The following is a 14,447-nucleotide window of genomic DNA, read 5'->3' on the forward strand; positions in this document are numbered from 1 at the left end:
TCTGCACCTAATGCACTCGCTCGTAACGATGGTCCGATTTGGAACACCGTCGCCGCCACACGCGGATTGCCACTCTTCGGCGACCCATGTACGACATATTCCTTACGGCGGCCCCTACACGTTCCCAGGCTCCCGGGCACGGGAGATATGACTTCGAGCCGGGCTCACACGTTTGGGGGCGCACCCTCGATCGGGCGTCCGAGCACACCTGGTCGCTTCTGCCACGGCAACGGGCCGCCGGGCGGCCGGTAGCCGACGCCGAGCGCGTCAAGGCGCTTGTATTGGGCGGTCATTCGACGCTCGAAATCGGCGAAGTCGCGCTCGGCGGGGGCGGGCAGAGCGGACCAGGCGACCTCGGCGAAGGCGGCGAGGCGCGGAAAGACCTGGTAGTCGACGCGGGAACGGTCCTGCATCACCTCGGTCCAGACATTGGCCTGGGTGCCGAGAATGTGCGCGGCGGCCTCGGCGGACAACTGCGGCGGTACGGGCTCGAAGCGGTAGACGTCCTCAAGCGTGCGTACGTATCCGATCGGCATCGGCTCGTCCGGACCGCCGTGCTGACGGTGGTCGAAGTACACGTGCTGCTCGGGACACATGACGACGTCGTGGCCGGCCTCCGCGGCGGCGATCCCGCCGGCGTATCCACGCCAGGAGGAGACGGCTGCGCCCGCGGACAGACCCATTTCCGTCGTCTCGCCTCCGGGCGCTCGTACCCCTTGTCGACTCCCGCCCTCCAGGATCTCGTCCCAGCCGATGAGGCGGCGGCCGCGGTCGGCGAGCCAGCGGTCGAAGTGCCGGATGAACCAGGACTGGAGTTCGTCCTCGTCCTTCAGGCCCAGCTCCTTGATCCGGGCCTGGGCGGCCGGGGATGCCTTCCACTGGTCCTTCAGGCACTCGTCGCCGCCGATGTGGACGAACGGCGAGGTGGCTGCCGGGAACAGGCCGAGGATTTCCTCCAGCACGCCCTCGTAGAAGCGGAGGGTGTTGTCAGTGGGGGCGAGTACGTTCGCTGTGATGCCCCAGTTGTCCCAGACGGTGAGGGAGGACGTGTCGATGACGTCGGTGTTGCCCAGTTCCGGGTATGCGGCGATGGCGGCCTGCGAGTGGCCGGGGATGTCGATCTCGGGGACGACGCCGATATGCCGCTCGGCTGCGTACGCCACGATCTCGCGGATGTCGTCCTGGGTGTAGTAACCGCCGTGCGGCTTCTCGTCCCAGAGTTCGGATGCGCGGTGGCCGTATTTGGTGCGTGCGCGCCAGGCGCCGATCTCGGTGAGCCTGGGATGGCGCTTGATCTCGATGCGCCAGCCCTGGTCGTCGGTGAGGTGGAAGTGGAAGACGTTCAGCTTGTGGGCGGCGAGGAGGTCGAGATGGCGCAGGACGTCGTCCTTGGGCAGGAAGTGCCGTGAGACGTCGAGCATCAGGCCACGCCAGCGGAAGCGGGGGGCGTCCTCGATGACCTGGTGTGCAATGCCGTACGTACCGTCCGGCCGGACCGGCGCGCGGCGGAAGGCCTCGGGGCCGAGCAGTTGACGCAGCGTCTGAGCGCCCCAGAAGACGCCCGCGCCGCTGCCGCCCCGGATTTCGACGCCCCGGCTCTGCACCACGCTCAGCCGGTACGCCTCGGGCTCCAGGCTGTCGTCGACCAACAGCCTGACGGAGTTCCGGGCGCTTTCCGCACCCGGTGGGAGCGGAAGGCCGAGGGCCGCGCCGACCGTGGAGCGCAGCCAGCGCTCCGTGGTCTGTGTGCCGGGGCCCGCGTACAGCGTGGTGTTGCGGTCCGGCAGGAACCCGCCGCGGTGCGGGCCCTCGACGGCGCGCGGCGCGGGGATGAGATCCGTCAGTGTCATTGCCTCAGTCCTTCACCGCGCCGCCCAGGCCGGAGACCAGGCGTCGCTGTACGAGTACGAAGAAGACCAGCACCGGCACGGTCATCACGGTAGACGCGGCCATGATCCCGCCCCAGTCGTTCTCGTCCGGCTTGAAGAAGACGAGAAGAGCCATCGGCAGCGTCGACTGGGAGGTGTCGCTGATGATGAAGGACTTGGCGAACAGGAAGTCGTTCCAGGTCGAGATGAACGAGAACACGCTGGTCGCCACCAGTCCGGGGAACACCAGCGGGAACAGGATCTGCCAGAGGAAGCGGGTGCGGCTCGCGCCGTCGATGTACGCCGCCTCCTCCAGGGCATCGGGGACCGCCTTCACAAAGCCGCGCAGCATCCAGATCGCGAACGGCAACGAGAAGGCGATGTGCGGCAGGATCAGCGAGCCCAGGGTGTTCAGCTGGCCGAAGTCACGCATCAGGAAGAAGAGCGGAATCGTCAGCGCCTCGATCGGAACCATCTGCGCGACCAGGAACATGATCAGGAGGGTCGTGCGGAACCTGAAACGGAACCGCGTCACGGCCGTCGCCGCGAGGAAGGCGATCAGCGCGGAGGCGACGACGACCACGCCCGCGACAAGCAGGCTGTTGAGGAAATAGCGGCCGAATTCATGCTGTTCGAAGACGCGGCGGAACGAGTCGAGAGAAGGGGAAAGCGTCCAGGGGCGTGCTTCGGTGGACTGGATCTCGCCCGCCGGTTTGAACGCGGAGAGCGCCATCCAGTAGAGGGGGAAGGCCACAACGACCGCGATGACAAGCGCGGATGCCTCGGCGGCGAGCCGCCAGGGGCGGTGGATGCGGGGCATGCTCACAGTTCTTCTCCCTGGCGTCGCAGCAGTCGCAGATAGCCGAGGGTGACGGCCAGCAGAATCAGCAGCATGACGACGCCGATGGCGGAGCCCAGGCTGTACTGGGAGGACGCGAAGGCCTTCTGATAGGCGTACACATTGAGCACGAGATTCTGTCCGGCGATGCCGCCGCCGTTCGTCATCACATAAATCTGCGTGAAGACCTTGAAGTCCCAGATGATCGACTGGATGGTGACGACGACAAGAATGGGGCGCAGCATCGGGGCGGTGACGGAGCGCCAGATCCGCCACTGGGATGCGCCGTCGAGGGAGGCGGCCTCCAGGACTTCGGAGGGGATCGCCTTGATGCCCGCGTAGACGGTGACCATCACGAACGGGAACGAGCACCAGACAACTTCGAGGAGTACGAGGGCAAAGGCGCTGTAGCGGCCGTACGTCCAGGAGAAGTCGCCGAGGCCGAGCAGCCGGTTGACGGGTCCGTAGTCCGGGTCGAAGAGAAAGACCCAGACGGTGGAGCCGGTGATGGCAGGGGTTGCCCAGGCGCCGAGCGCCGCGAGCATCAGGGCAAGGCGGGGCAGGGCGCGGACGCGCGTGAGCAGGACGGCGAGGGCGCAGCCGACGGCGAGGGTGGCGATCACACAGGAGGCGGCGAAGGTCACGGTGGCGAGCAGGACCTGCCAGAACTGACTGTCGGCGAAGAGGGTGCGGTAGTTGCCGAGCCCCTGGAAGGTGGTGGGCTCGCCGCCGCTGACCTGGGCCTGGGTGTATTCGAGGAAGGAGATGAGGCCGAGCTGGTAGATGGGGTAGACGAGGAGCGCGGCGATCACGACGAGCGCGGGCGCGAGATATATCCACGGGGTCAAGCTCCCGCGGCCCGGGTGCCGCCGGGGAGCCGCGGACGCCTTCGGACGGTCGCCCCCACGCCGGGGGCGGGGACGGGGGTTGGCAGCGCGCGAGGCGGTGGGGCGAGTGGCCCAGTCTGCGCCCGCGGGCGGGCTGCCCGCGAGCGCAGGCCCTGCGCCCACGCCCGCAGCGGACCCCGGCGCCCCCGCAGGCGCAGCCCCCGCGCCCGCAGCGGACTCCCTCGCTCCCGCAGGCCCCGGCCACGGCGCCGGGGCCCCGTTCGTGCTGTGCGGCATCGCGGTCAGCCCGCCGCGGTGAAGGACGCGTCCATCTTCTTTGCCGCGTCGGTCGACGCCGCCGACACGTCCTTCTTGCCGCTCACGATCTCCTGGAACATCGTCGGCAGCACCAGCGCCGCGTCGATCTGGCCCCAGCCCGGGGACGCCGGTACGAACCTCGTGCCCGAGGCCAGTGTCGCGACGAACGGCGCGACGAACGGCTCCTTCTTCGCCACCTCCGACCGCACATCGGTGTACGTCGGCAGGAAGCCCATCGCGTCGAACAGCTTGCGCTGCGTCTCCTTGCCCGTGAACTGCTTCATCAGGTCGACTGCCAGCGTGCGGTGCGAACTGCTCTTCAGTACGCCGATGTTGTTGCCGCCCGCGAAGGCCGGCGCGATCGAGCCCGCCTTCACACCCGGCAGCGGCACCACCGCGTACTTGCCCTTCGCCGCGCCCGCCTCCACCGCCTGGTGGCTGAAGTCGCCGCCGATCGCCATCGCCGCCTTGCCGGAGGCGAAGGCCGTGACCGTGGCGTTGCCACCCATCGAGGCGCACTTCGCGGCCGGACAGTTGTCGCCACCGAAGAGCGAGGTGTACGCCGTGATGCCCTTCTGCGCGGCCGCGCTGTTGATCGCGGCCTTGTACGAACCGCCGCTCTTCTGCGCCAGTTCGCCGCCGTTGGCCCAGATGAAGGGCATCGCGCCATAGGTGTACGCACCGCCCACCGCGAGCCCGTACAGCTCCGGCTTCGACTTGTGGATCTTCTTGGCGGTGGCGATCAGCTCGTCCTGCGTCTTGGGCGGCGCGATCCCCAACTCCTTGAAGATGTCCGTGCGGTAGTACAGCGCGCGTACACCGACGAAGAAGGGCGCGCCGTAGATCTTGTCGGCGACCGTGACCGACTGCGTCGCCGTCGGGTCGGCGTCCTGCGCCTCGTCCCAGGCGTCGAATTCCTTGCTCACATCGGCGAGTCCGCCGTCCTTGACGTATCCCGCGGTGTCGGTGTTGCCGTACTCGATCACGTCCGGCGCGCTCTTCGGATCATTGAACGCGGCCTTGATGCGCTGGGCGCGGGTCTCGACGGGTATGTACTCGACCTTGACCTCGGTGTCCTTGTGCGCCTTGCGGAAGGCCGCGACGGCCTCGTCGACGACCTTCTCCTTGGGCTTGTTGTTGACCTCCTGGAAGAGCCAGACGCGCAGGGTGCCGCTCTTGTTGTCCTTCTCGGCGCTGTTGTCGGAGGTCTGGGGGGCGCAGGCGGTGGCAGCGAGGCCTGCCAGCACAAGCACCGCCGCGGGGGCGGCAGTTCGGGCGATGAGCTTCATGCGTGATCCCCTACGAGTAGGCATTGCAACATATGCAACGCACGTTTCGTACTGCACAACACGCAGGAGGCTAAGGCCGCACCAACAACCGGACAAGAGGTCTCAACCACTCTGTGACCGGCAGACGCACCCCGTGCAACGGCAGCGCAAACGACGAACGGCCCCCGGGGCGCGCACGCATGCACGTCCCGGGGGCCGTCCCCACGGAAGGACCGGAGCTACCGAGCTGCCGGAGCAGCCGGAGTCACCGGAGCAACCGGAACTACTTCTTGTCCTTGCCGCCCTTGTCCTTGTCCCCGCCAGAGCCCATGGACTCGTAGATCTCCTTGCACATCGGGCAGACCGGGTACTTCTTGGGGTCGCGCCCCGGCACCCAGACCTTCCCGCACAGTGCCACCACGGGAGTGCCGTCGAGGGCGCTCGCCATGATCTTGTCCTTCTGGACGTAATGGGCGAAGCGCTCGTGGTCGCCGTCGCCGTGCGACACCTGTGGCGTCGGCTCTACGAGGGTCCCCGTGCCTGTCCCGCGCTCGGGCTCAAGAGTGCTCATAACTGCCAAGGGTACCCACCCCGGGGCCGTTCGGTTCAGGCCTCCCCGCGCGGCGGCGCCGACAGCCCGCCGGTCAGTTCAGCGAAGGGTCGTCCGGGTACGTCGCGAACATCGCGAGCTCGCTGCGCTGGCGCCGCAGCACCGCCCGCCACAGGCTCTCCGGCTGCGGCGACGACACATCGCCGGGCTCGGACTCGACGACGTACCAGGCGCCTTCGTTCAGTTCGTCCTCCAGCTGGCCGGGGCCCCACCCTGCGTACCCCGCGAAGATCCGCAGGGACCCGAGTGCCGCTCCGAGCAGCTCCGGCGGGGCCTCCAGGTCGACCAGGCCGATCGCCCCGTACACCCGCCGCCAGCCCAGCGGGCCCTCGTCGCCGGGGATCACGGCGACACCGAGCGCCGAGTCGAGGGAGACCGGACCGCCCTGGAAGACCACACCGGGCTCGCCCGTGAGAGTGGCCCAGGACTCCAGGATGTCGCTGACGACCACCGGTGTGGGCCGGTTGAGGACCACGCCGAGGGAGCCCTCGTCGTCATGGTCGAGCAGCAGAACCACCGCCCTGTCGAAGTTCGGGTCGGCGAGGGCGGGAGTGGCGACGAGCAGCCGCCCTGTGAGCGAGGACACCTCGGTCATGCGAGACATGATCCCGCATCTTCGCCCTCCGCGGGGGCCGGGCGGCGGAGTGTGAGCCGACGCAGCTCAGGGCGCGACCCGGGCCACGGGCGGCCGAACCGGCGGCGGTGACGCAGCGCTACGAATGATTAACCAAGCGTGTTGTGCCGAATTCATTACGCACACGGAGCGTCCCTGGCCCTACGGGAGAAGGGTGGTAGCCCCTTACCCTTTGTCTCTGGCCCCTGCCCGACATCCCCTCGCTCCGCTGGGGGGGACCCCCTCCGGAACGCGAGATTCATGACCGGCACAGACGATGTACTGCTTGTCCACGGCGGAACCCCGCTGGAGGGCGAGATCCGCGTCCGCGGCGCGAAGAACCTCGTGCCCAAGGCGATGGTCGCCGCCCTTCTCGGCAGCGAGCCGAGCCGGCTGCGCAATGTGCCCGACATCCGCGATGTGCGCGTCGTACGCGGACTTCTGCAGCTGCACGGCGTGACGGTGCGCCCCGGTGACGAGCCGGGCGAACTGGTGCTCGACCCGTCGCACGTGGAGAGCGCGAACGTCGCTGACATCGATGCCCACGCGGGCTCTTCGCGCATCCCGATCCTCTTCTGCGGTCCGCTGCTGCACCGGCTCGGGCATGCCTTCATCCCGGGCCTGGGCGGCTGTGACATCGGCGGCCGGCCGATCGACTTCCACTTCGAGGTGCTGCGCCAGTTCGGCGCGACGATCGAGAAGCGGGCGGACGGTCAGTATCTGGAGGCCCCGCAGCGGCTGCGCGGCACCAAGATCCGGCTGCCGTACCCGTCCGTCGGATCGACGGAGCAGGTGCTGCTGACGGCCGTGCTGGCCGAGGGCGTCACCGAGCTCACCAACGCCGCCGTGGAGCCGGAGATCGAAGACCTCATCTGCGTACTGCAGAAGATGGGCGCAATCATCTCCATGGACACCGACCGGACGATCCGGATCACCGGTGTCGACAAGCTCGGCGGCTACACCCACCGGGCGCTCCCGGACCGCCTGGAGGCGGCCTCCTGGGCGTCGGCGGCGCTGGCGACCGAGGGCAACATCTATGTGCGCGGGGCGCAGCAGCGCTCGATGATGACGTTCCTGAACACCTACCGGAAGGTGGGTGGCGCCTTCGAGATCGACGACGAGGGCATTCGCTTCTGGCACCCGGGCGGCGCGCTGAACGCGATCGCGCTGGAGACGGACGTGCACCCCGGCTTCCAGACCGACTGGCAGCAGCCGCTGGTGGTGGCCCTGACCCAGGCGGCGGGCCTGTCGATCGTCCACGAGACGGTGTACGAGTCGCGGCTCGGCTTCACCTCGGCGCTCAACCAGATGGGTGCGCACATTCAGCTGTACCGGGAGTGCCTGGGCGGCTCGGACTGCCGCTTCGGCCAGCGCAACTTCCTGCACTCGGCGGTCGTGTCGGGCCCGACGAAGCTCCAGGGCGCGGACCTGGTCATCCCGGACCTGCGCGGCGGTTTCTCGTACCTGATCGCGGCACTGGCGGCGCAGGGGACGTCGAGGGTGCACGGGATCGGCCTGATCAACCGGGGGTACGAGAACTTCATGGAGAAGCTGGAGAAGCTCGGCGCGAAGGTCGAACTCCCCGGCGGGGCGCTGGTCTAGCGGGACCCCGGATTCAGGCCCCGCCGGCGATTGAGGCGCGGGCCCGGGGCAGAGCCCCGGCAAAGGCCCCCTGCGGGCCGTACAACGTACAAAGGGCGGCCACCCCACTGGGGTGGCCGCCCTTCGCGTGCTGAAGGCTTACTTGCCCTTCGCGGCTTCCTTGAGCTTGGAGCCCGCGGAGACCTTCACGCTGTAGCCGGCCGGGATCTGGATCGGGTCGCCGGTCTGCGGGTTACGAGCGGTGCGAGCGGCACGGTGGGTGCGCTCGAAGGTCAGAAAGCCGGGGATGGTGACCTTCTCGTCGCCCTTGGCGACGACCTCACCGACGGTCTCGGCGAGAGCGGCCAGCACGGCGTCGGCGTCCTTGCGGGTCACCTCGGCGCGGTCGGCCAGCGCGGCCACCAGCTCACTGCGGTTCATGTTGTTACTCCCGTGTTCTTCTTGCCTGTGAGGCGTGAGATCGAAGCCGATGCTGCCAGGGCCCTAGGACAGTCCCCGGACCCGGGTCTGCCGTCAGACCCTCGCGCCCGAATACGCATCCTGCCCCCACCAGCGGCGGGAAAGCCAATCCGGCACCCTCCGGAGTCACACGAAAAGCGCCACGGCCTCGTCGTGGTGACGTTCCGTCCACTCGGTGGAGACTCATAGGAGCCGCGCGTGCGGGCTCATGGTCCGCCACCCTAGAGCGGCAGTCACGGCCCCGCGACTCGCGACGCGCCGGGTGTCAGCCCGACGTGGGGCCCGTCACAGCCGCCCCGGCCGCCTTCGCGGCGGTGCGGACGGCTCCCGCGACCGCTCCGGCGACCTTGTCGTTGAAGACGGACGGGATGATGTAGTTCGGGTTCAGCTCGTCTTCGGTGACGACGTCCGCGAGCGCCTGGGCGGCCGCAAGCATCATCTCGGTGTTGACCGTGCGGGACTGCGCGTCCAGCAGACCGCGGAACACACCCGGGAAGACCAGCACATTGTTGATCTGGTTGGGGAAGTCCGAGCGGCCTGTGGCCACAACTGCCGCCGTCTGGCGGGCGATTGCCGGGTCGACCTCGGGGTCCGGGTTCGCGAGCGCGAACACGATCGCGCCGTCCGCCATGGCCGCCACGTCCTCGCTGCCCAGCACGTTCGGGGCGGAGACGCCGATGAAGACGTCCGCGCCGACGACTGCTTCCTTCAGTGTGCCGGTCACCCCCTCGGGGTTGGTGTTGTCGGCGATCCAGCGGAGCGGCGAGTCGGGGTCGGCGGAGACAAGGTCCTCGCGGCCCGCGTGCACGACACCGTGGATGTCGGCCACGACGGCGTGTTTGACACCCGCCGCGAGCAGCAGTTTCAGGATGGCCGTACCGGCCGCGCCCGCGCCGGACATGACGACCCGTACGTCCGGGGCGGCCTTGCCGACCACGCGCAGAGCATTGGTCAGCGAGGCGAGGACGACGATCGCGGTGCCGTGCTGGTCGTCGTGGAAGACCGGGATGTCGAGGGCCTCGCGCAGCCGCGCCTCGATCTCGAAGCAGCGGGGGGCGGAGATGTCCTCGAGGTTGATGCCCGCGAAGCCGGGAGCGATCGCCTTGACGATCGCGACGATCTCGTCGGTGTCCTGGGTGTCCAGGCAGAGCGGCCAGGCGTCGATGCCGGCGAACCGCTTGAACAGGGCCGCCTTGCCCTCCATCACCGGGAGCGCGGCCATGGGGCCGATGTTGCCGAGGCCGAGCACGGCGGAGCCGTCGGTCACCACGGCCACGGAGTTGCGCTTGATGGTGAGGCGACGGGCGTCCTCGGGGTTCTCGGCGATGGCCATGCAGACCCGCGCCACGCCCGGCGTGTAGATCATCGAGAGATCGTCACGGTTGCGGATGGGGTGCTTGGACTGCATCTCGATCTTGCCGCCGAGGTGCATCAGGAACGTACGGTCGGAGACCTTGCCGAGGACGACGCCCTCGATCTTGCGCAGCTCCTCGACGATCTCTTCGGCGTGCGTGGTCGAGGTCGCTGCGATCGTGACGTCGATCCGCAGCTTCTCGTGGCCGGAAGCGGTCACGTCCAGGCCGGTCACGTGGCCGCCGGAGGACTCCACGGCCGTGGTGAGCTGGGAGACCGCGGTTCCGCTCGCGGGCACCTCCAGCCGGACCGTCATCGAGTACGAGACGCTGGGCGCCGTTGCCATGACCGGGTTCCTCTGCTTTCGCTAGCTTCATTGCCATGCGGCCGTGGCAGGTGCCCGGCAACGCCTTCCGATCGTCGCACCTACCTGCGGGTAGCAGGTAATAGTGGTCATTTAGTTCTCGGAAACTGTTTTCCACCATACGAGATATGACCGTTCGGGTGGAAGCCTCCACCGAAAGGGTCCGCAACGAAAACAGGTCCGCGCCACCATCCGGTGACGCGGACCTGTCTCTTACCCGAAAAGGTGGCACCGACCCGCCATGCTCGCCTCGCGGCAAGTGGTCGCTCGTAGCGACGAAGGTTGGGCCCGGGGGCTTGGATCGAGCCGGTGCCACCCCCAGGCTAACAAACCACTCTGGTACGTGATTCCCGCATCGCAGGTTGACTCCCCGTCAGTCCCGGAGCAGGTCCGGCACACCGTCCTCGTCCGGCTGATCGCGCCGGTCCGAGACCACCGTCAGCTGTTGGGTCGCCCGGGTGAGCGCCACGTACAGCACGCGCAGTCCGGCCGGTGACTCGTCCGCGATCTCCGCCGGGGAGACGACGACTGTCGCGTCGTACTCCAGGCCCTTTGCCTCCAGGGAGCCGAGCGCGACGGCCCGGTCACCGAGCCCGGCCAGCCAACGCGCGGCCTGCTCACGCCGGTTCATCGCGACCACGACACCGACCGTGCCGTCGACGCGGTCCAGCAGTCGCTGCGTCTCGCTCCGTACGGTCTCGGCCAGATCCCCGTCCCGTACGACACCGAAGCGCGGCTCCACGCCCGTGGAACGGACCGCCGACGGAGACTCCATGCCGGGCATGGCCAGCGCCAGCACCTTGGCCGCCAGCTCGGCGATCTCGGCCGGGTTGCGGTAGTTGACGGTGAGCTGGAAGCGGCGGCGCGGACGGGAGCCGAGCGCCTCGTCGCGGGCCTCGGCCGCCTCGTCCGGGGACGACCAGGACGACTGCGCCGGGTCGCCCACGACCGTCCAGGTGGCGTGCCGCCCACGGCGGCCGACCATCCGCCACTGCATCGGGGTCAGGTCCTGCGCCTCGTCGACGATGACATGCGCGTACTCGATGCGCTCCTGCGCCAGCCGCTCGGCGCGCTCGCGCTGCGTCTCCTGGCGCTGCGGCATCAGCTCCTCCAGACCGGTGAGCTGGTCCAGCGGGTCGAGCTCGCGCTTGCGTCTGGGGCGGGCCGGGGTGCCGAGCAGCAACTGCAGCTCGTCGAGGAGCGCCACATCGTGCACGGACAGGGCTTCGCGGCGCAGTGCGCGGGCCAGGCGGCGCACCTCGCCCGGGTTGAGGATCCGCCGCGCCCAGCGGCCGAGCCGCCTCTCGTCGGCCATCGCGGTGAGCACCTGGCGCGGGGTGAGCTCGGGCCACCAGGCGTCCAGGAAGCCGATGAAGGCGTCCTCGGACGCCACGTCCTCGTCGAAGGAGGACCGCAGTTCGGCCGCGAGCTCCGGGTCGGTGTGCCGGGTCCCGGCGCCGGATTTGGCGTACAGGGCGTCGAGCAGCAGCCTGCGCGCACGCGGGCGCAGCAGATTGACGGGCGCGGTGCCGCCGAGGACGTTGTGCCGGATGCGCTGGAGTTCGTCGGCCGTCAGCTCCACGCGGCGTCCGAAGGCGACGACACGCAGCCGTGCGGGCGTGGCGGCGGGGGCCTCCCGGCCCTCGTCGGGCTCGTCGCCGAACGCGAGCTGGCCGCCCGGCTCGGCGCCTGCCGCTCCGCGCGAAGAGCGCGAGGAGCGACCGGAGCGCGCGGACGCCGCCGGGCCCCCGGAAAGCTCCAGCGCGCCCCGAGCAGCGTTGCGGAGCACCTTCAGCATCCGCGAGGAGCCCTTGATGCGGGCCACGGCCGGTTCGTCGTACGCCGTCGCCTCCGCGCCGTCGACCAGATTGCCGACCGCACGGATCGCGACCTGCCCCTCCTCGCCCAGCGACGGCAGCACGCCCTCGGTGTACGCCACGAGCAACGGCGTCGGCGAGACGATCAGGATGCCGCCCGCGTACCGCCGCCGGTCCTGGTAGAGCAGATACGCCGCCCGGTGCAGCGCCACCGCGGTCTTGCCGGTGCCGGGACCGCCCTCCACATACGTCACGGACGCGGCCGGGGCCCGGATCACCAGATCCTGTTCCGCCTGGATGGAGGCGACGATGTCCCGCATGGTGTGGCTGCGGGCCTGCCCGAGCGCCGCCATCAGCGCGCCGTCCCCGATGACCGGGAGCTCGGCGCCGTCGAGCACGGCGGACAGCTCCGGGCGCATCAGGTCGTCCTCGACCCCGAGGACCTTGCGGCCCTTGGAGCGGATGACCCGGCGGCGTACCACCCGGCCGGGATCGACCGGGGTCGAGCGGTAGAACGGTGCGGCGGCCGGCGCGCGCCAGTCGATGACCAGCGGCGCGTAGTCGGAGTCAAGGACCCCGATCCGGCCGATGTGCAGAGTCTCCCCGATGTCGGCCGTGTTGTCCGCCGCCACCGCGTCGTCGGCGGGCTCGACCGAGGTGTACGCGCCGTCCGGGCCCTTCTGGCCGTCCTTGCCGTGCAACAGGTCGATACGGCCGAAGAGGAAGTCCTCGAACTCGTTGTTCAGCCGGTTCAGGTGGATGCCCGCGCGGAACACCTGGGCGTCCCGCTCGGCGAGCGCGCCGGGGGTACCGACCTGACCGCGTTTGGCGGCGTCGTGCATCAGGAACTCCGCCTCGTGGATCTTCTCCTCGAGGCGGCGGTACACCCGGTCCAGATGTTCCTGCTCGACACCGATCTCTCTGTCCCGGACGGAATCCTGGACAGAGTCGACAGCGGCTTCCTGCGCGGCCACCGGGGCCCCCTTCTGACGTGCACTGGGCAGCCGTCAACCGTACGCGAAGGGGGCGAATCTGTCAGGCGTCGACTTCCACGAGCCGCTTTCCGTCGAAGGTGCGGACCTCGAAGTGATCGATGTCGCTGCGGTTCATCGCCGCGCCACCGTGCACATAAAGCGGCTTCTTGCCCATCTTTTCGGGGCTGTCCGGGATGCCGTAACCCCACTTCGGGACGGCCCAGGAGGTCACGACCTCCTCCTCGCCGGTCTTGGAGACGGCGATCAGATTGCACTTGAGCGGACCCTTGACGTTCTTCAGCTCCAGAACGGTGTGGGTGCCCCAGGCCTTCGTCTCCATGCCGACGGTCGCGCTGACCTTGGTGGTCGCGTCCGTGGCCTGCACCTTCGTTTCCATGTGGTTGAAGAAGGCGTCCTCGGCCGGCGAGGTGGGGTGCGGAGTCGTGGCTGCCTGGTTGCTGCCGGTGTCGTCCGCCGTGACCACGACCGCGACGGCCGGACCGCCGATGATCAGGGCCGCGGCGGCCGCGACCAGATACATCCCGCGCCTGCGCTTGGCCGCGCGCTTGGCCGCGACCTCGTCGAGCAGTCCGCCGAGCAGCTTGGGGCTCGGGGCGGTGGGCACCACGGGGACGGGCCGCGGCGGTGAGTACTCCCAGTCGGACGCCGACCGCGCGCCGGGCAGCAGGTTCAGCACGTTCGACTGCTGGGGCGGTGCCGGGGCCTCGGCCAGCATGGCCAGCATCGGCTCCATCCCGGAAAACTCCTCGAGGTGGGCGGCGCAGATGTCGCAGCCCGCCAGATGCGCCTCGAAGGCGGAGGCGTCCGCGTCGTCCAGGATGCCGAGCACATACGCAGCGGCGGCGTCGTGTACGGACTCCTGCTCGTACATGGTCATGCCGTGACCCCCCTCTCCTCCAGAGCGAGCTTCATGGAACGGAGTGCGTAGAACACCCGGGAACGCACCGTCCCACTGGGTATGCCGAGCGTCTCGGCCGCCTCATTGACCGTACGCCCCTTGAAATACGTCTCGACAAGAACTTCCCTGTGGGCGGGCGTCAAATCATCGAGCGCATCTGAGAGCGTCATCAGCCACAACGCCTTGTCGATCTCGTCCTCCGCGGGCATGACCTCCAGCGGCGACGGATCGACCTCCTGCGGCCGGGCCTGCCGGCTGCGGTGACCGTCGATGACGATGCGGCGTGCGACCGTCACCAGCCAGGGTCGGACAGAGCCGGTTGCTCGGTTGAGCTGACCGGCGTTCTTCCAGGCACGGATGAGTGTCTCCTGCACCACGTCCTCGGCACGCTGGCGATCGCCGGCGACGAGGCGCAGTACATAAGCAAGCAAAGGTCCCGCATGTTCGCGATACAGCGCGCGCATGAGCTCCTCGTCAGGTGCTGAGGAGTCGTTGCGTGGCTTCTCGCTTCGATGGCGGGCCCTTTGCGGACGGTCATCGGCCACGGCGGCATCCTTGCGCACCTGAACCTCCCGGTCGAGACCCTGTTTTGGCTGACTGCTTCTCCCCCATCACTA

Annotated in this window: 12 protein-coding genes; 1 reads left to right on the forward strand and 11 read right to left on the reverse strand. The window is 69.0% G+C overall.

The window, feature by feature from the left end; translation table 11 throughout:
• Positions 1-164 precede the first annotated feature (164 nt).
• The 6 genes from ACI2LP_RS08075 to ACI2LP_RS08100 form a co-directional block, all read right to left on the reverse strand.
• A complete protein-coding gene (locus ACI2LP_RS08075; protein ID WP_404723682.1) occupies positions 165-1,850 on the reverse strand; it encodes a beta-N-acetylhexosaminidase in 1,686 nt (561 codons plus the stop codon).
• Between the two features lie 4 nt (positions 1,851-1,854).
• Positions 1,855-2,688 (reverse strand): carbohydrate ABC transporter permease, encoded by an 834-nt coding sequence (locus ACI2LP_RS08080; RefSeq protein WP_404723762.1) that lies wholly within the window; start codon positions 2,686-2,688, stop codon positions 1,855-1,857.
• 2 nt (positions 2,689-2,690) lie between these two features.
• Positions 2,691-3,716 (reverse strand): carbohydrate ABC transporter permease, encoded by a 1,026-nt coding sequence (locus ACI2LP_RS08085; RefSeq protein WP_404723683.1) that lies wholly within the window; start codon positions 3,714-3,716, stop codon positions 2,691-2,693.
• 119 nt (positions 3,717-3,835) lie between these two features.
• Positions 3,836-5,140, reverse strand: a complete 1,305-nt coding sequence (locus ACI2LP_RS08090) for an extracellular solute-binding protein (RefSeq protein WP_404723684.1) — start codon at positions 5,138-5,140, stop codon at positions 3,836-3,838.
• A 262-nt stretch (positions 5,141-5,402) separates the two neighbouring features.
• Positions 5,403-5,690 carry a DUF3039 domain-containing protein gene (locus tag ACI2LP_RS08095; RefSeq protein ID WP_360880093.1) on the reverse strand — a complete coding sequence of 96 codons (288 nt, stop codon included), beginning with the start codon at positions 5,688-5,690 and terminating at the stop codon, positions 5,403-5,405.
• A 73-nt stretch (positions 5,691-5,763) separates the two neighbouring features.
• Positions 5,764-6,324 carry a YqgE/AlgH family protein gene (locus ACI2LP_RS08100; protein WP_404723685.1) on the reverse strand — a complete coding sequence of 187 codons (561 nt, stop codon included), beginning with the start codon at positions 6,322-6,324 and terminating at the stop codon, positions 5,764-5,766.
• Between the two features lie 279 nt (positions 6,325-6,603).
• On the opposite strand from ACI2LP_RS08100, the gene murA reads away from it, so the two are divergent.
• On the forward strand, positions 6,604-7,944 hold the full coding sequence (gene murA, locus ACI2LP_RS08105; RefSeq protein WP_360880087.1) for a UDP-N-acetylglucosamine 1-carboxyvinyltransferase: 1,341 nt from the start codon (positions 6,604-6,606) through the stop codon (positions 7,942-7,944).
• Positions 7,945-8,082: 138 nt separating this feature from the next.
• Here the strand turns inward: murA and ACI2LP_RS08110 are convergent, their stop codons facing one another.
• The 5 genes from ACI2LP_RS08110 to ACI2LP_RS08130 form a co-directional block, all read right to left on the reverse strand.
• The gene (locus tag ACI2LP_RS08110) at positions 8,083-8,364 is read right to left on the reverse strand and encodes an HU family DNA-binding protein (RefSeq protein WP_004571953.1); all 282 of its coding nucleotides are present in this window, start codon (positions 8,362-8,364) and stop codon (positions 8,083-8,085) included.
• 304 nt (positions 8,365-8,668) lie between these two features.
• Entirely contained in the window at positions 8,669-10,102 is a 1,434-nt protein-coding gene (locus ACI2LP_RS08115; protein WP_404723686.1) for an NAD-dependent malic enzyme, read from the reverse strand.
• Positions 10,103-10,493: 391 nt separating this feature from the next.
• Positions 10,494-12,911: a HelD family protein gene (locus tag ACI2LP_RS08120; protein WP_404723687.1), complete on the reverse strand. Its 2,418-nt coding sequence runs from the start codon at positions 12,909-12,911 to the stop codon at positions 10,494-10,496.
• Positions 12,912-12,972: 61 nt separating this feature from the next.
• Entirely contained in the window at positions 12,973-13,809 is an 837-nt protein-coding gene (locus ACI2LP_RS08125) for an anti-sigma factor family protein (protein ID WP_404723688.1), read from the reverse strand.
• Complete coding sequence (locus tag ACI2LP_RS08130) at positions 13,806-14,393, reverse strand: sigma-70 family RNA polymerase sigma factor (RefSeq protein WP_142217417.1); 588 nt, start codon at positions 14,391-14,393, stop codon at positions 13,806-13,808. The genes ACI2LP_RS08125 and ACI2LP_RS08130 overlap by 4 nt, the downstream gene beginning before the upstream one ends.
• Positions 14,394-14,447: the final 54 nt, after the last annotated feature.

Origin of the sequence: Streptomyces sp. NPDC019890 (assembly GCF_044903445.1) — a bacterium.
In the GTDB taxonomy this organism is placed as follows: Bacteria; Actinomycetota; Actinomycetes; order Streptomycetales; family Streptomycetaceae; genus Streptomyces.